Here is a 17,258-nt window from a genome sequence, read left to right on the forward strand (position 1 = left end):
CTCCCCTTTCTACTAGATGACCGGACCGAGACACTGAATATCGATCGAGCTGAAATACTGGATCGCTTCATTCTTTGTCATTTCTCCGTTTAAGGTCCGTATCATTTTATCAAACGCTTCTTCTCCTACCTGTTCAATCGTCTTTTCACCGGTAATAATCAGTCCGGCGTTTAAATCCATATCGTCTTCCATCCGCTCATACGTATTGGGATTACCGCAGATCTTGATGACTGGCATGCTCGGGAACCCCTGAGGCGCCCCCCGTCCGGTGGAAAACATCATAAACTGTGCCCCCGTGGCCGCCATACCGGTCAGAATCTCCGGCTCTCTGCCCGGCGTATCCTTGATCCAGAGGCCCTTCTGATTCGTCACCCGTTCCGGATAGTCAAGCACGCCCTGAATCGGCTTTGTTCCTGATTTGACGATGGCTCCCAACGATTTTTCTTCAATACTGGAAAGTCCCCCTGCGATATTTCCCGGTGTGGGCTGCCCTTTTCTCATATCACAGCCTAAGGATTTCGCCCTGGCCTCCATCTTGTTTACAATGGTGTAGATCTGATCTCCCACCTCTTTACTGACCGCTCTGCGCGCCAGCAAATGTTCCCCTCCGATAAACTCCGTCGTCTCGCCAAATACCACCGTCGCGCCCAGATCCACGAGACGGTCGGCCACATAGCCGATCACACAGTTGGAGGCCATGCCGCTGGTGGTGTCTGACGCGCCGCATTTGATCGCCATAACGACGTTGGATATATCCGCAGGCGAACGCTGCATGCCCGAGGCCTCAATCACGAGCCGGCGCGCAATGTTGGTACCGGCCATGATGGCCTTGCTGACTCCGCCCAGCTCCTGAATGTGGATAATCTCCACGCGTTTTCCGGTGGCGGAAATCTCCTTTACCATCCGCTCATGATCCGTCCCCTCGCATCCCAGGCTTACGATCAGCACGGAGGCCGTGTTGGGTGAACAGCCTATGCTGATTAAGGTGTCCGTCACACGCTCCAGATCCGGCGGCAGCTGACAGCAGCCCTGATGATGCAGGTAGGTTACCGTTCCCTGGACCTGGCGGCAGATGGCAAGCGCCACGTCATTGGCGCACGTCACGCTGGGAATAACCGCTACGAAATTGCGGGCGCCCACCTTTCCGTCTGGGCGTATGTACCCCATGAATTCCATCATTAATCCTCTCCTTTCCGTCTACTGTGCGGCTTTCTCCGCCCAGTCTCCTCGTCCGCGCATGCTGTCCAGATTATGAACATGCACGTATTCCCCCTTTTTTATATCCGCGGTAGCAATTCCAATCTCTTCTCCGTACTTTTTTATCAGCTCTCCTTTCTTAATTGTTGTAACTGCTATTTTATGTCCATAAGGAACATCACCTGTTACGGTCACCGTCTCCCCGGTTCCCTTTTTGTCACGGATCTCCACTTCCGTTCCATCCGTAATGCCTTCAGCGAAAATTGTAGCCACGTTGTCATCATCACTGACCTTCAAAGCTAATTTCAGACTCATGTTATTCCTCCTTTACCACCATAACACTGACTCCGTCGGGTATTACCACGACGCCCGCATCGCTTCCCTTTCTCTCATAAGCCATTTTAAGCGCCTCATCCAGGCTGGAAGCGGGGATCATATTGGCTCGCCTCACCATCTCATGATCCAGGAATGTCGTAACCACGATCACTGTGTGTTTTCTTAATATTCTGGAATAAATCTGCGGGCACCACTGTTCCGCGATTGTCTCCTTCGGCGGTATCTTCGATAAATATGCGTCGATCTCCTCCGGCGTTCCCAGTGTAATCAGCCGCTCAAAATGGGTTCCGCCCATACCGTCACAGCAGGAACAGCACATGATGATGACTCCGTCCTCTCCTGCGCACACCTCTGCCGTGGACACGGCCTTGGGGCTCTGATACAGGTTCTGGTCCAGAGGATATCCCCCGTTGGATGTCACCACGATATCTCCGGTCACCGCCCGGCACTGGGACTGAGACCGGATAAATTCCACGCCTGCCTCATGGGCCGCCTCCAAGTCTCCCGCGAAGGCCGCAACCACCTTCTTCTCTCCGTCAAGCGCCACATTTAAGATAAATGCAGTGTTGACCTTCCTGGCCGCATAGACCATATCCTCATGAATCGGATTCCCCTTCAATACTCCCGTAGCTGCATACGGACTGGCAATCGCCCGATAGCTGTGATTCTCATTCACCGTCTCCTTGCTGCAGATTCCCGGAAGTATGCTCTTTCTTCCCCCTGAAAATCCCGCGAAGAAATGGGGCTCGATAAAGCCCTCCGCCAGCAGAAGATCGCACTCCGCCGCCAGCTTATTCACATAAAAATCAGCGCCGGAAGGAAGCGAGCAGATATTTGTAAACTGATCCGGATCAAATGCGTCATTGGAGACTATCGTCTCATGATCCACAATGGCGTCCCCGAACATCCGGCGCTGCTCCTCTTCCGTAGGCGCGCGGTGCAGTCCGGTCCCTATGAGGATCGTAATCTCCGCCTCCGGATTCCCCTTTCTGATCTCCCGAAGCAGAATCGGAAGCGTCAGTTTGCTGGGCACGGCTCTCGTATGGTCGCTGGTCACAAGCGTCACCCTCTTCTTCCCCACCGCCAACTCACTTAACCGCTTCGTTCCGATGGGATTCGCCAGCGCCTCCTCCACGAGTTCTCCTTCTTCCTTAGTCCGGGTGAACTCATGCATTTTGGCAGTAATCACCGCCTTTAAATTTTGTTCTGATACGTGAAGGTCCATTGTCCCTTTGTAATATGGAATTTGTATGGTCTTCATCCTCATCCCTCCTTCTCATAATCTGTTTCTTTTTAAATCACACTATAAAATGAAACCGTCCAAAAATCGCACGTTGTAGATTGTGTGTTGTAGATTGTATGCAATTTTGCTTTATATTTCTGATATAATATATTTTTGTGCATTGTCAACAATTAATTAGTTATATTTCATTTTTTTATATATTTTATCACCTGTTTTTTTGCGTAACCGATTAAGTACGCAAAAAACAGCACTGGATTGCTTCAATCCAGTGCTGTTTCAAACAGTTATGATACGCGCGCCCTCTTTTCTCAGCAGCGTCTTTTCCGTTTCCTTAAACTCATGGTCTGTAATGACTCCGGTGTAGTCCGACAGTTTATTGATAAAATTCATCCCCTGCCGGTTAAACTTGGAATCGTCCACCACCAGAAAGGACTGCTGGCACTGATGGGCCAGCTGGCGTTTTAAGAACGCCTTGTCAATAGTGGGTGTCAGAACGTGAAACTCCTCGTTGATAGCCGCCGCTCCGAAAAAACCCATATCAAAGCGGAAGTTTTCCATCATCTGTGTCGCATAGTAGCCAACGGCGCTCCCTGTCGATTTCTGAATGTAGCCGCCGCAGATAAACAGTTCCACCCGGCTGCTCTTTAAGAGCAGGGCGACCTCTAAGTCGTTGGTAACGACCGTCATGTTCTCATATTCCATGATGTGCTTCGCGATTTCGTACGTGGTGGTTCCCGCGTCCAGGAAAATCGTCGTCCCGCCGCGGATAAACTCCGCCGCCTTCAGGGCGATTTTCTCCTTCTGGGTGTGGTTGCTGACACTCTTCACCGCGTAATTCACCTCGGTCTTATTGACAGCGCCGCCATGGCAGCGCTCGATCAGACCGTCCTTCTGAAGCTTCTCCAAATCCCTCCGGATCGTCATGTGGCTGACGTCCAGCTTCTTCGCCAGTTCCTCCACCTGTACGCTTCCGTTATCCTGTATCATTCCTAAAATCTTCAACTGCCTTTCGGCCATTAACATCATAAATATGCCTCCTCATCATGGATTTCTTTCCTTTCCGCAGGCGCACGGCGGGCCGGAATGCGCTTCGTTCCCCGGGACAGCTTCCCCGTTAAAACGAAAAGGCCCCGTACCGGAATACCCGGCAGCGGAGCCTTTGTATCTGCACATGAATCCCATGTGTCTATCATATATGATTACAGGAAAATACTCAATATCAAAACTTCAATAAATCCTACCGCCCACGCAATCGTTGACGTGATGGAATACGTCATGATCTGGTCCTTTACTTCGCCTACGCCCAGAGTTCTGTTTACAACCCAGAAATAGCTGTCGTTGAAATAGCTGAAGAATAAGGAGCCCACGCAGCATGCCAGAGCGCCCAGGATCGGATTCACACCGGCTGCAAGGATGATCGGAGCGGAGATGCTGGCCGCTGTTGTCATGGCTACCGTACCGGAACCCTGGATAAATCTCATTGCCGTGGAAATGATGAACGGAAGAACTACGATCGGAACCGCTGTTCCTGCAAGGCCTTCTGCCATATATGTACCGAGTCCGCTGTCCTTGATAATCTGACCCAGCGCACCGCCGCCGCCTGTTACCAGCATGATGATGCCTGCGGAAGCCATTCCCTTTTCCATTTCCTTAATTGCTTCTTCTCTTGTTAAGTTTCTTCCAAGTGTTACAATCGCTACGACGAGTCCTAAGCCTACCGCCACGATGGGGGATCCAAGGAACTGGAATATCTGCATAAATCCGGTTGTAAGGCCGAGTGCGCTGGATACCGTGCTGATCAGGATCAGAATAATCGGCAGTACAAGGGGTGCAAATGATTCAAGCGTGGACGGAAGTCCGCTGAAATTCGTTGTAAAATCAGTGGAATAATCCGGTTCCTGATAAGGAAGGCGGTCAAAGCCTTCGTCGTCGTTTGGAATCTGATAGATTTTCTTGCCGACCCATCTTGCGTAAATGGTACAGGCAATCGCCATCGGAATCGCAATCACAATACCAAACAGGATAAATTTTCCCACATCGACTCCAAAAATACCGCAGACGCCCAGAGGACCTGGTGTTGGAGGTACCAGAGTGTGGGTAATAACGAGGCCTGCCGCCAGTGCGACGCCCAGAGAAATTACGGATTTTTTGGTTACTTTTGAAATCGCTTTTGCAATGGGAGCGAGAATAACGAAACCGGAATCACAGAAGATCGGGATGGATACAAGGAATCCGGTGATGCCCAGCGCCTCTTCCTCTCTTCCCTTGCCGAACAGCTTTAAGAACGTCTGCGCCATTCGTTTCGCGGCGCCGGTCCGTTCAAATATCTGCCCCATCATGACACCGAAACCGATAATAATACCGATGCTTCCCAGCGTACCGCCGAAGCCGGTTGTAATCGAGTTGATGATGCCCAGCGTCTTGCCGTTTTCCAATGTTACATTCACCATCGGCATTCCGCCCACCAGTCCGATGATGACCGCACTCATAATCAGCGCGAGAAATGCGTGAATCTTGGTCTTTAAGACCAGAACCACCAGTACGATAATACCGATCAACAGACCGATCAGCATCCTTTGCCCACTAAGTCCGCCTACCATAAAATAAACCCTCCTTTTAAATTGAATTTTTATTTCTATGCCCCCCGGACACGAAATACTGTTTCAGTTTCGCCGCAAATTATTTTCTGGTAAAATTTGGTGAATACTTTGCCGCCAGTAAAATAGCCTCAATCATACTTATGGCGCTTACCTTGCCCGTACCTGCGATATCGAATGCGGTTCCGTGATCTACAGAAGTTCTGAGAATCGGCATTCCGTTGGTGATCGCAATCGTCCTGTCGAAATCCAGTGTCTTCGTCGCGATATGGCCCTGATCGTGATACAGGGAGAGTACGCTGTTAAACCGTCCCTGTGCCGCCTGATGGAATACGGAGTCTGCACCGATCGGTCCGGTTACCGAATATCCTTCCGCCTGCAGCTCCTCAATAGCCGGCATGATTTCCCGAACTTCCTCGTCACCGAACAGTCCGTGCTCGCCGCAGTGAGGATTTAACCCGGCAATCGCCATGGTGCCGCCGGTTACGCCCAGCTTCTCGAGAGCCTCCAGACAGCGTTTTACGTAATCCTTGATTCTTTCCTTCGTGATCATGTCGAGCATCTGGCGCAGGGAAACATGTCTCGTCAGGAAGAACACACGCATTCCGTTGGTCTCAAACATGGTAAGCGGATCTTCTGTTCCCGTCAGCTCTCCAAATATCTCGGTATGGCCGATAAAATGAATATCGCCGGCCTTTAATGCCTCTTTATTGATCGGAGTGGTGGCTACCGCATCCGCTTTTCCTTCATTGGCCAGCCGGATACTCTCAGCGATATACTCATAAGCCGCTTTTCCGCACATTCCACTCACTTTGCCGAATTCAAACTGGTCCATGTCGATATTGTCCAGGTCAATGAGATTTAAGATGCCCGGCTCGTAGATCCCTTCCTCCGGTTCTTTAACCACGTTTACCCTTACCTCTGCTCCCGTGATCCTTACAGCCTGCTCCATGATCTTCCGGTCGCCGACGATGATACATCTGGCCGCTTCCGCCACCTTGCTGTCCGCCAGGGCCATTGCTACGATTTCCGGTCCGACACCCGCCGGATCTCCGATAGGAATTGCAATTAATGGTTTGTTCATGATGTTTTCCTCCATTCTCTTTTTATGTTACATGTATAATTTTTCTTTCAGATAGGTGATACAGCGGTTTGCGGCATCACTTTCGCCCACCATTCCGCCTTTTGTGATGATATTCACGCCTTCGAAATCACCCTTTAAGAACTGGCCGTAGGCCGCCAGAGGAAGCACTTCATCTAACAGACAGAGGCCCGCCGTCTGGAATCTCCGGCACACGGAGACAGTGATATCGCCGCCGCTGCTGTATATTCCTTTGAATCCCTGGTGCATGGTAAAGACCCGGTGCGCGATCTCGGCAAAGGAATCATTGATCGTTCCCGTCATATCGTCCACACCGCCCGGGAACCGGTCTTCGTATTGTCTAAAGTCGATTCTGTTTTCCGGATAAATGCCGTCGCCCGTCACGGTTATAATATCAAAAGCCCGGCTGGCCTCCAGCACCTCGTCGGTGATTCGCGTGATTTCCGCTTCCCGCTCCTCTTCACTCTCAAGAAAACGTTTGGTGGCTGCAAATATATTATACGCAGTTCTCTGAGAAAGCCACAGTTCTTCCATCTGCTGCCTCGTCACCGGGTTTACGCTTCCCACAACTGCCAGAATCTTCTTTTTCTCCTTCTTATCGGCCGGCACGATCAGCTTTCTCGCAATGGTCGCCGTAAAGACTCCCGGATCTACGGCCACGAATTTCAGCTGGCTCGTGATTACGGCGTCTGCAATCAGGTCTAAATCTTCCTGGGTCACACAGTCCGTCACGATGATCCGGCACCCGTCGGCAGCCATATCCTTCATGCGGTCGGCCAGGTAATGCTTTCCGTTCATCATGTCGTTCATCAGGATGCTTCCTACCGGATACTTGCTCTGCTGCTCAAAAATCTGTTTCACATCTGACACGGTAACCGGCGTCTTCGGATCCAGCGCCACCTCGGTCTTATGAAGCGGCAGACCCTTGACCAGCATGTAACCGCCTATCACAATTCTTCCCGATGCCGGGAAACAGGGCGCCGCAATGGCTATGTAATCATCACCCAGCGCGTCTAATATGGCGTCTGTCTCGCTTCCTACATTTCCCCGCATGGTGCTGTCAATCCGCTTTGCGTAAACCTTTACCCCGTCTTCCTTTAATAAATTCGTCACGTTGTATACCCGGTTGTATGCCAGTGAGCTGCTCACGCCCCTGCTGTCCGTCGGATACATGACACAGTCACAGCTGTCGAACAGCGCCAGCTCCAGACGCTCGGAATTCATCACCGTATACGTCTGATAATTCATCTTTTTTAAAAGTACCCCCGTCGCATTGGCCCCGGTCAGATCATCTGCAACTACTATACACTGAGGCATATCATTTCCCCCTTTTAACCGCCCGTTTTCCATTTTGTCTATGTTCGTTTGTGTTACATTCTATGTTCGTTCTAGTTCGTATACTACATCACTTCGTCACATTTGTCAATATTATTTTTCATTATTTCGGTTATTTTTTTGTTTTTCTCACGTTTTGTTGTTTGTTTGTGTTCGGCCCCAGAAAATGTTCTGTTTTGTTCCTTTCAGTGGGCAAAACGCTTTCCGTGAACGGGGAAGAAACACGGTCGGAAAATTTTTTTACATTTTTTTGGAAAATAATATTGACATTTCAGATTCGATCTCATATACTGTAGCAAAGCAAATCGATAAACCGATGAGCAGGAGTAAGTAAGATTTTTCTATCATGCGCAGAGAGCTTCCGGATGGTGTAAGGAAGCGTTGGTAATGAATCTGAATGGACTTGCGAGGGCGGCTTGAAACCGGTATTCAGGAAAGCAGTTCTGTCTGAGATGACAGGGAAGCGTGAACTGGCCGGAAGTAGATACCGACGGGTTTCCTATCCGTTACCAAGGGGAGGCACATGTTAGTGTGTTACAGAGCGGATGAATAATATATTTATTCATCAATCAGGGTGGTACCGCAGAAGAGAATTTATAGAGCTCCTGTCCCTCTTTATCCATATTTTATGGGTAAGAGGGACGGGGGCTTTTTTGTTTCACAGGGAAATTCCTCCTACGAAACCAGCCCCCTCTCCGACGGGCCGTACTCAACTATAAAACAGTTTATCACTCACGAAAGGAGCGTTATCAGCTATGAAACTCACACCAGACTGTACAGAAATTGAAGCACTCGCAGCAAAGTATCCTATCATTCCGGTATGCAGAGAAGTGTTCGCCGATATCGTAACACCGATTACACTGCTGAGAAAAATCGCAGGTTTAAGCAGCCGCTACTGCCTGCTGGAAAGTATTGAGGGCGGTGAGAACTGGGGACGCTACTCTTTCCTCGGGTATGACCCCATTCTCCGGGTCACTAACAAAGACCACGTGGTGACGATCCGCCGGGAACCGGCCAGTATGAGGAAAGAAGAAAAAGTGATAGAAACAGACCAGCCCTTCGATATCCTCAGAGAAATTTTAAAGGAATACCAGTCTCCAAAGCTTGATGGAATGCCTCCATTTACAGGCGGCTTCATCGGATACTTCGCCTACGGCATGATCGGTTATGCCGAGCCGACACTGAACATCAAAAAGGGAGACTGCAGCGATTTCGACCTGATGCTGTTCGATACGGTTATCGCCTACGATCATCTGAAGCAAAAGATCGATATCGTCGTCAATATGAAGACCGGGCAGAGGGCGGAATGCATGGCCAATTACGGAGCGGCCTGTGCCAAATTAGAGAGTATTGCGCAGATGATCGCCAATCCCGCGCCTCTGGAAAAATCGGTTGCAGACGACAAACCGGACTTTACCTGCAACGTCTCCAAAGAAGAGTACTGCCGGATGGTGGAGAAGACGAAAGAATATATCGTGGACGGAGATATCTTCCAGGCGGTCATTTCCAGACAGTTTTCCAGCGATTACCACGGAAGCCTGCTGAACGCCTACCGGGTTCTCCGCACCACCAATCCTTCGCCCTATATGGTTTACTTATGTATGGACGATACGGAGATTATGAGCACCTCACCGGAGACTCTGGTCCGTTTAAAGGACGGACGGCTCACCACATTTCCGGTGGCCGGGTCAAGGCCCAGGGGCGCTACGCCGGAGGAGGACGCCAGGCTGGAGAGAGAGCTTCTGGCCGATGAGAAAGAGCTGGCCGAACACAACATGCTGGTCGACCTCGGACGGAACGATCTCGGACGGATCTCAAGGTTTTCCACCGTGGAGGTCACCGGATACCAGATGATCCACAAATACTCCCGCATCATGCACATCTGCTCCCAGGTGGAGGGAGATATATTAAAGAACTGCGACGCCTTTTCCGCCATCGGGGCGGTCCTCCCGGCAGGCACCTTATCCGGCGCGCCAAAGATCCGGGCGTGTGAAATTATCGAGGAGCTGGAACCGGTGCCGCGAGGCATCTACGGAGGGGCGCTGGGATACATTGATTTCACTGGAAACATGGATACCTGCATTGCAATCCGCATGGCGGTAAAGGCCAAAGGAAAGGTCTATGTTCAGGCCGGCGGCGGCATTGTGGCCGACAGTGTCCCTGAAAAAGAGTATGAGGAATCCGCCAACAAGGCAAAAGCCGTAATTCACGCTATCGAGGCGGCAAGCGAGGTGAACGACTTATGATATTACTGATCGATAACTACGACAGCTTTTCTTACAATCTGGTCCAGTTTTTTGGCACGCTCTGTCTGGAGAACAAGGGAACTCTCACTCCCCATCGCTTGGGAGAATGCAATGGAGAGGAACCGGATATCCGGGTGATCCGGAACGATGCGATGACCCCGGAAGAAATCCGGAACCTTCACCCAGACCACATCATCCTCTCTCCCGGACCCGGATATCCGAAAAACGCCGGTGTCTGTGAGGATGTGATCCGCCAGATGAAGGGCGAGGTCCCTATCCTCGGCGTATGCCTCGGACATCAGGGCATCTGTGAGGTATTCGGCGCCGAGATCGTTCACGCGGTAAAGCTGATGCACGGAAAACAGAGCACCATCACCATCGACAACAGTGATCCCATTTTCCAGGGCCTTCCAGAGAAGATTCCGGCGGCCAGGTACCACTCTCTCGTCGCCAGACGCACTTCTCTCCCCGATACCTTAAAAATCATCGGCGAGGACGATATGGGAGAGATCATGGCAGTCCGTCATACCGACTATCCGGTCTACGGCCTCCAATTCCATCCGGAATCGATTCTGACCCCCGACGGCATGACGATACTTAGAAATTTCCTTAACCTATAACCCATAACCCATAACCTATAACTTATAACCGGCAACCAGAAACGAACAACATTAATTTTCATATATGGAGGTAACAGACTATGATACAGCAGGCGATTCACGATGTAATCGAAGGACAGGATTTAAGCTTTGAGGCTGCAAAAGAGGTTATGAACGAAATCATGAGCGGGGAGACGACTCCCGCACAGATGGCGGCATTTTTAACAGGACTCCGGATGAAAGGAGAGACCATCGACGAAATCACGGCCTGCGCGACGGTCATGAGAGAAAAAGGGCTGAAGCTGGAACCGAACTTTGCGGTAATTGATATTGTAGGCACCGGCGGCGACGAGGCCGGCACCTTTAACATCTCCACCACCAGCGCATTTGTGGTCGCGGCGGGCGGGGTTCCGGTGGCAAAACACGGAAACCGAAGCGTATCCAGCAAGAGCGGGGCCGCCGATGTACTGGAAAACTTAGGCGTGAACCTAAAGCTTACAGTGGAACAGTCGGAACAGATTTTAAAGGATACCGGCATGTGCTTCATGTTCGCCCAGTCCTACCACTCTTCCATGAAATATGCCGGACCGGTCCGCAAGGAAATGGGAGTCCGCACCATTTTTAACATTCTGGGGCCTCTGGCCAATCCGGCCGGAGCCACCATGCAGCTTCTGGGTGTCTATGATGAGAAGCTGGTGGAACCGCTGGCAAAGGTGCTCAGCAATCTGGGCGTCAACCGGGGCCTGGTGGTCTGCGGCAACGATGGGCTGGATGAGGCTACCGTCACTGGACCGACCCGCGTGTGTGAAATCCGTTTCGGCGAGCTGACCATGTACGAAATCACTCCCGAGCAGTTCGGTTTCTCCCGCTGCAGCTTACCGGAGCTGGTCGGCGGTAATCCGGAGGAAAATGCACAGATTACCAGAGATATCCTGACCGGGAAGCTCACCGGACCGAAACGCGATATCGTAGTCTTCAACTCGGCTCTGAGCCTCTATCTCGGAATCGATGACTGTACCATCGGAGACTGCGTCGCCCTGGCCAATGATTTGATCGACTCCGGAAAGGCGGCCGCCAAACTGGAGGAATTCGCAAAAGCAACCAACAAATACAACACCCCAACGGCTGCCGGCGGAATGGAATAGGAGGTCCCTCATGATTTTAGACACACTGGCTGCTTCCACCCGCAGACGGGTGGAGGCGGCAAAAGAAAGAATCCCTCTTTCGACCATGATGGACCTGGCCTCGCAGGCGTCCGAAACCGAGCGGGAAATCTTTTCCTTTGAAAAGGCGTTAAAGGTGCCGGGAATGTCCTTTATCTGCGAGGTAAAGAAGGCTTCTCCCTCCAAAGGCCTGATCGCCCCCGATTTCCCCTATGTGGAAATCGCAAAGGATTATGAGACCGCCGGAGCCTCCGCCATCTCTGTCCTCACAGAACCCGAATACTTTTTAGGAAGCAATGAATACCTGAAAGAAATCCGCCGGCACGTCTCTGTTCCTCTGCTTCGCAAGGATTTTACCGTCGACCCCTACCAGATTTTCGAGGCGAAGGTCATTGGAGCTTCCGCAGTTCTTTTGATCTGCGCCCTCCTTGACACGGAGACGCTCCGTACCGGAATCCATTTATGTGACAGTCTGGGGATGAGCGCTCTGGTCGAGGCCCACGATGAGGAAGAGATCAAATCCGCTCTCCAGGCAGACGCACGGATCATTGGCGTCAACAACCGGAATTTAAAGACCTTTTCAGTGGATTTCTCCAATTCCATACGATTAAGGAGTCTGGTGCCTGACGACGTACTCTTCGTCGCCGAAAGCGGAGTAAAATCGGCGGACGATATCCGGCTGCTCCATGAAGCCGGAGTGGATGGCGTTCTGATCGGCGAGACGTTAATGCGTACCGCCGACAAGAAGAAAATACTTGATTCCTGGAAAAAGGCGTGTGGGTAAGGAAATGCAGGGAGTCATGCAGAAGGAAGAAAAGGAGTCTGAATCATGAGTAAGTCAAAAAAAACGCTGCACAAGAGAATAAAAATTTGCGGCCTGACACGGCCGGAAGATATTGCAGCCGTGAACGAGTACCGGCCCGACTATATCGGTTTCGTCTTTGCGCCCAGCAAGCGGAATGTGAGTGAGATGCGGGCTGCCGGACTGAAGAAGCTCTTATCACCGGATATCACGGCCGTCGGAGTATTTGTCAACAGTCCCATCGCCGACATCGTGCGGCTCGTGAGCCGGGGGATTATCGGCGCGGTTCAGCTCCATGGCGATATGGAAGGCTTTGAGACCGTTCAGTATGCAGAGGATTTAAAGAAGGCGCTGGCCGCGGCAAGGCTGGCCGCTTCCGTTCCCATTATCCGCGCTGTGCGTGTAAAGGATGGGGACGATGTCCGCAGGGCCGTGAGTTATCCGGCCGAATACCTGCTTTTTGATACCTTTGTCAAAGATCAGTATGGCGGCAGCGGAGTCCGTTTCGACTGGTCCTTAATCCCCCACATCGAAAAGCCGTGGTTTCTGGCCGGCGGCCTCTCTGTCTCCACCATAAAAGAAGCGCTGAACACGGAGGCCTGCTGCCTCGACTTAAGCAGTGCCGTCGAGACCGACGGACGGAAGGACCCGAAAAAAATACAGGAAATCATACAAACAGTAAGGAGTGTTTAATCATGTCAAAAGGAAGATTTGGACAGCACGGCGGACAATTTATCCCCGAAACGCTGATGAACGCAGTAAATGAACTGGAAGCAGCCTATGAAAAATATATCCACGATGAGGCGTTTCTCGCCGAACTCGACGAGTTAAACCGCACCTATACGGGAAGGCCCTCTCTCCTCTACTATGCTGGAAAGATGACCGAAGATCTTGGCGGTGCGAAGATCTATTTGAAGAGAGAGGATTTAAATCATACCGGCTCCCACAAGATCAACAACGCGCTGGGGCAGGCACTTCTGGCCAAGAAGATGGGCAAGACCCGCGTCATCGCCGAGACCGGCGCAGGCCAGCACGGTGTTGCAACCGCTACCGCCGCCGCGCTCCTGGGGCTGGAGTGTGAGGTCTACATGGGAAAGGAAGACACCGACCGCCAGGCCTTAAACGTATTCCGCATGGAGCTTCTGGGGGCCAGGGTTCATCCCGTCACCAGCGGCACACAGACCTTAAAGGATGCCGTCAACGAAACGCTGCGTGAATGGACGAACCGCGTGGAGGACACCCACTATGTGCTGGGTTCCGTCATGGGGCCTCATCCGTTCCCCACGATCGTCCGTGATTTCCAGAGTATTATCGGCAAGGAAGTAAAATCCCAGCTTTTGAAAGCAGAAGGAAAGCTTCCGGACATGCTGATCGCCTGCGTCGGCGGCGGCAGCAACGCCATGGGGCTCTTCTACGACTTCATCGACGAGCCGGGTGTTGCGCTGGTGGGATGCGAAGCCGCCGGACACGGTGTCGATACGGATAAGAATGCCGCCACCATCGCCACCGGCAGCCTGGGAATCTTCCACGGCATGAAATCCTATTTCTGTCAGGATGAATACGGCCAGATCGCTCCGGTCTACTCCATCTCCGCAGGGCTGGATTATCCAGGAATCGGACCGGAACACGCTTCTCTGCACGACACCGGCCGGGCTCAGTACGTTCCCGTCACCGACGATGAGGCAGTAGATGCATTCGAGTACTTATCCCGTATGGAGGGAATTATCCCGGCCATCGAAAGCGCCCACGCGGTAGCTTACGCAAGAAAAATCGCTCCGGCAATGGGAAAAGATCAGGTAATCGTCATTAATCTCTCCGGCCGCGGAGATAAGGATGTGGCGGCAATCGCCAGATATAAGGGGGTAGAAATCTATGAGTAGAGTAAAAGACGCATTTGCAGATGGTAAGGCATTTATCCCGTTTGTCACTGCCGGAGACCCGGAGCTTGCTGTCACGGAAGAGCTGATTGTTGCCATGGCCGGCGCCGGCGCCGATCTAATAGAAATCGGTATCCCGTTCTCCGACCCGGTGGCAGAGGGAATCGTCATACAGGAGGCGGACATACGGGCACTGGCTTCCGGTACCACCACCGATAAGATTTTCAATATGGTGAAGCGGATCCGTGAGAAGACAGATGTACCGCTGGCATTTATGACCTATATCAATCCGATCTTCGTCTACGGAAGTGAGAAATTCATCCGCACCGCGGCAGAAACCGGCGTCGACGCGCTGATCGTCCCGGATATGCCTTACGAGGAGAAGGGCGAGCTGCTCCCGCTCTGCCATCAGTACGGCTTAGAACTGATCTCCCTCATTGCCCCCACATCGAAGGAGAGAATCCGCGCCATTGCGAAGGAGGCCGAGGGCTTCGTCTACTGTGTCTCCTCCATGGGTGTTACCGGGGTCAGAACGGAGATCACTACCAACATCGGAGAGATGGTTTCCTTAGTAAAAGAGGCGCAGCCCATCCCATGTGCCATCGGCTTCGGAATCTCCACGCCGGAGCAGGCCAGGAAGATGAGTGAACACGCCGACGGCGTCATCGTCGGAAGCGCAATCGTCCGGATGGTGGCGAAATATGGAAAAGACTGCGTTGGTCCGGTGTGCGAGTACGTCAGGGAAATGAAAGCAGCAATTTTATAAAAATTTGTTTCTCACAAAAAGCCTTATACAAACCAGGAAAGCGGCTTCGAACTATAGTCGCTTTCCTGGTTTTTTTATAAATTTCTCTTAATTCCTAATTTTAGGGATTTTTGCCTGTTTTGTTTCTGTTTAATAGAATTCCGGCAATTTCTAAGTCCGTTTTTCTGACCTTCTCTGCCAGCAGATTCAAAACGTTTTTTACGTAAGATTCCTCAGTATTCAGTATGTCCGCAATTGATCGGGGATCAAGCCCTTTAGCTGCCATATTACGAATAACCATTACTTTTTCCGCCTCACGGCCTTGTGCTATTCCTTGTGCTATTCCTTGTTCTCTTCCTTCTTTTCTTCCTTCTTTTCTTCCTTCTTCTCTTCCTTCTTCTCTTCCTTCTTCTCTTCCCGCTTTCTTAGCGCCTTCCCGAGCAATCGCCAGTTGCTTCTGCTCATCATATTCATACAGAATCAAATTACATACCTCCGCTCTGTTCTTTTTCAGAATGTCTGCAAGTATCCCCTCATTGATACAGGAATTAACCGCCAGCTCTACCGCTTCATTAAGAGACATACCGCCCTTTTCATTATCCCTTATACGATTCACAAACACTGCATAATCTTTCAGACGCTTACAGCGGTCCATCAGCTCCTTATTATGGCCATAATTAATATTAATCATAATCGCTCTGCATTCCAGACAGCCATTTTCCTCTGGATACTGACACAAAAATGCATCCGATAGCCGGAGTTCCACCCGATCAGGTTCCTCTTTTGTCCCATTGTAAAAGACGATATACTGAGGCATCGGAAGACGTATCAGCTTTTCTCCATAGATGTCCAGTTCGTTCCTATCAATGTATTCCCGGTAGGTGTCTGCAAAATAATTCAGCCCCCGAACAGGCATATTAGGATTAAAGCTGCTCTGATGCTCATACAAATTAAGTACATCTGATACCAGAAAAGATATATCATTTTTCATTCCCAGATAAATCGCGTCTGCAAGCGTAGTAATGATAAGATCATCCGGATTCGTATACTGTCTACCACTTACGGCATTATACAAATCCAGCAAATCCCCTTTCTCCTGAAAGGCCAGCCGGAACAATCTGTCTTTATAGTTTCTGTTTATGTTGATCTGCCGCATTTTCCTACCTCCATTATAAATGATTCTATCTGTAGTTGCAATAAAAAACGCATTTTTTATGTAAACCTAATTTTTCGTCATAGGCAGACCTCCCCCTGTAATTTGATATTAGAATCCTTGAGAAATTGTGGCTGAAACGCCGTGATGATTCTTCATGGCAAATTCACATAAAGAACCAATTGAAACTCAGCCGCTGTGATCCGGCTGAAAAAGGAAACAGATCATTGTTTCGTTCCTTTATTATATCTCGTATAAGATAAAATACAAGACTCGTTTCTTGTAATACAGATCCTTTTAGAAATTATTAAGAAAATTATGCTCTGTTTTTTCCTTTCAATCTGTTATTCTCATATTACAGACAAACGGGAAAACCAGGAAAGGGGGATTTACCATGAAGCGCACCGCACTCTTTACAATACTTATCATATTCTGTCTCTCAATAACCGCCTGTGCCACTGATCCGAATCATTTAATCGATGCTCAGACCAGCATCTTCCATTCACTGAATGTCACACATACGGACCGCTCCATCGTCGTAAAAGCTGACGCCTACTTAAACATTACCGACGCCGATTTTTTAATAATTGATGTCTCTGAGGAAGATACTGTTTCTCTCACCTACACAATGACCAGAAATAAAGGGGACATTACACTCTCTTACCGCACACCGGATGACAGCACGGTTCTCCTTGCGGATACGGAAGACAAGACGTACGGGGAGGAGACAATCACTTTACAGCCGGGGACCACCACATTTTTCCTTGCGGGCCCGGACGCTGCCTTTCAAGTGTCCTTCTCGGTCAAGGATATCGATATCTCAAAGGTTAAGTCCATCAATGACACTGCTCCCGAATTGTAGG

Annotated in this window: 16 protein-coding genes and 1 other annotated feature; of the genes, 8 read left to right on the forward strand and 8 right to left on the reverse strand. The window is 50.6% G+C overall.

Translation table 11 applies throughout. The annotated features are described in order from the left end of the window. Nucleotides 1–12: 12 nt before the first annotated feature. The 7 genes from M1L66_RS26975 to M1L66_RS27005 all read right to left on the reverse strand — a co-directional run bounded on the left by M1L66_RS26975 (nt 13) and on the right by M1L66_RS27005 (nt 7,792). Complete coding sequence (locus tag M1L66_RS26975; protein WP_242354538.1) at nt 13–1,179, reverse strand: UxaA family hydrolase; 1,167 nt, start codon at nt 1,177–1,179, stop codon at nt 13–15. An 18-nt stretch (nt 1,180–1,197) separates the two neighbouring features. Further along, entirely contained in the window at nt 1,198–1,512 is a 315-nt protein-coding gene (locus M1L66_RS26980) for a UxaA family hydrolase (RefSeq protein WP_002602124.1), read from the reverse strand. A gap of 1 nt (nt 1,513) precedes the next feature. Next, entirely contained in the window at nt 1,514–2,794 is a 1,281-nt protein-coding gene (gene larA, locus M1L66_RS26985; RefSeq protein WP_187019792.1) for a nickel-dependent lactate racemase, read from the reverse strand. A 258-nt stretch (nt 2,795–3,052) separates the two neighbouring features. Next, a complete protein-coding gene (locus M1L66_RS26990; protein WP_002602122.1) occupies nt 3,053–3,802 on the reverse strand; it encodes a DeoR/GlpR family DNA-binding transcription regulator in 750 nt (249 codons plus the stop codon). Nucleotides 3,803–3,975: 173 nt separating this feature from the next. Next, complete coding sequence (locus tag M1L66_RS26995; protein ID WP_002602121.1) at nt 3,976–5,376, reverse strand: GntP family permease; 1,401 nt, start codon at nt 5,374–5,376, stop codon at nt 3,976–3,978. A gap of 79 nt (nt 5,377–5,455) precedes the next feature. Beyond that, nucleotides 5,456–6,457 carry a 4-hydroxythreonine-4-phosphate dehydrogenase PdxA gene (gene pdxA / locus M1L66_RS27000; protein ID WP_187019793.1) on the reverse strand — a complete coding sequence of 334 codons (1,002 nt, stop codon included), beginning with the start codon at nt 6,455–6,457 and terminating at the stop codon, nt 5,456–5,458. Between the two features lie 27 nt (nt 6,458–6,484). Continuing rightward, nucleotides 6,485–7,792 carry a four-carbon acid sugar kinase family protein gene (locus M1L66_RS27005; RefSeq protein ID WP_434688883.1) on the reverse strand — a complete coding sequence of 436 codons (1,308 nt, stop codon included), beginning with the start codon at nt 7,790–7,792 and terminating at the stop codon, nt 6,485–6,487. Between the two features lie 325 nt (nt 7,793–8,117). Further along, nucleotides 8,118–8,426, forward strand: a binding site (T-box leader). A gap of 139 nt (nt 8,427–8,565) precedes the next feature. On the opposite strand from M1L66_RS27005, the gene M1L66_RS27010 reads away from it, so the two are divergent. From M1L66_RS27010 to trpA, 7 genes are all read left to right on the forward strand, one after another. After that, nucleotides 8,566–10,056 carry an anthranilate synthase component I family protein gene (locus tag M1L66_RS27010; RefSeq protein WP_434688884.1) on the forward strand — a complete coding sequence of 497 codons (1,491 nt, stop codon included), beginning with the start codon at nt 8,566–8,568 and terminating at the stop codon, nt 10,054–10,056. Next, nucleotides 10,053–10,676 carry an anthranilate synthase component II gene (locus M1L66_RS27015; RefSeq protein WP_434688885.1) on the forward strand — a complete coding sequence of 208 codons (624 nt, stop codon included), beginning with the start codon at nt 10,053–10,055 and terminating at the stop codon, nt 10,674–10,676. The genes M1L66_RS27010 and M1L66_RS27015 overlap by 4 nt, the downstream gene beginning before the upstream one ends. 80 nt (nt 10,677–10,756) lie before the next feature. After that, the gene (gene trpD, locus M1L66_RS27020; protein WP_187019800.1) at nt 10,757–11,800 is read left to right on the forward strand and encodes an anthranilate phosphoribosyltransferase; all 1,044 of its coding nucleotides are present in this window, start codon (nt 10,757–10,759) and stop codon (nt 11,798–11,800) included. A 10-nt stretch (nt 11,801–11,810) separates the two neighbouring features. Next, nucleotides 11,811–12,602: an indole-3-glycerol phosphate synthase TrpC gene (gene trpC / locus M1L66_RS27025; protein ID WP_434688886.1), complete on the forward strand. Its 792-nt coding sequence runs from the start codon at nt 11,811–11,813 to the stop codon at nt 12,600–12,602. Between the two features lie 45 nt (nt 12,603–12,647). Beyond that, the gene (locus tag M1L66_RS27030; protein ID WP_187019803.1) at nt 12,648–13,313 is read left to right on the forward strand and encodes a phosphoribosylanthranilate isomerase; all 666 of its coding nucleotides are present in this window, start codon (nt 12,648–12,650) and stop codon (nt 13,311–13,313) included. Nucleotides 13,314–13,315: 2 nt separating this feature from the next. Continuing rightward, nucleotides 13,316–14,500, forward strand: coding sequence for a tryptophan synthase subunit beta (gene trpB / locus M1L66_RS27035; RefSeq protein WP_187019805.1), 1,185 nt, complete (start codon nt 13,316–13,318; stop codon nt 14,498–14,500). Further along, nucleotides 14,493–15,263 (forward strand): tryptophan synthase subunit alpha, encoded by a 771-nt coding sequence (gene trpA, locus M1L66_RS27040; RefSeq protein ID WP_434688887.1) that lies wholly within the window; start codon nt 14,493–14,495, stop codon nt 15,261–15,263. The genes trpB and trpA overlap by 8 nt, the downstream gene beginning before the upstream one ends. Nucleotides 15,264–15,363: 100 nt before the next feature. Here trpA and M1L66_RS27045 read toward each other — a convergent pair whose 3' ends face one another. Then, on the reverse strand, nt 15,364–16,398 hold the full coding sequence (locus M1L66_RS27045; RefSeq protein WP_434688888.1) for a hypothetical protein: 1,035 nt from the start codon (nt 16,396–16,398) through the stop codon (nt 15,364–15,366). Nucleotides 16,399–16,789: 391 nt separating this feature from the next. Between M1L66_RS27045 and M1L66_RS27050 the strand changes: the two genes are divergently transcribed. After that, nucleotides 16,790–17,257, forward strand: a complete 468-nt coding sequence (locus tag M1L66_RS27050) for a hypothetical protein (protein WP_434688889.1) — start codon at nt 16,790–16,792, stop codon at nt 17,255–17,257. Nucleotide 17,258: the final 1 nt, after the last annotated feature.

The sequence above is a fragment of the Hungatella sp. SB206 genome, from assembly GCF_051132295.1.
GTDB lineage: Bacteria > Bacillota > Clostridia > Lachnospirales > Lachnospiraceae > Hungatella > Hungatella effluvii.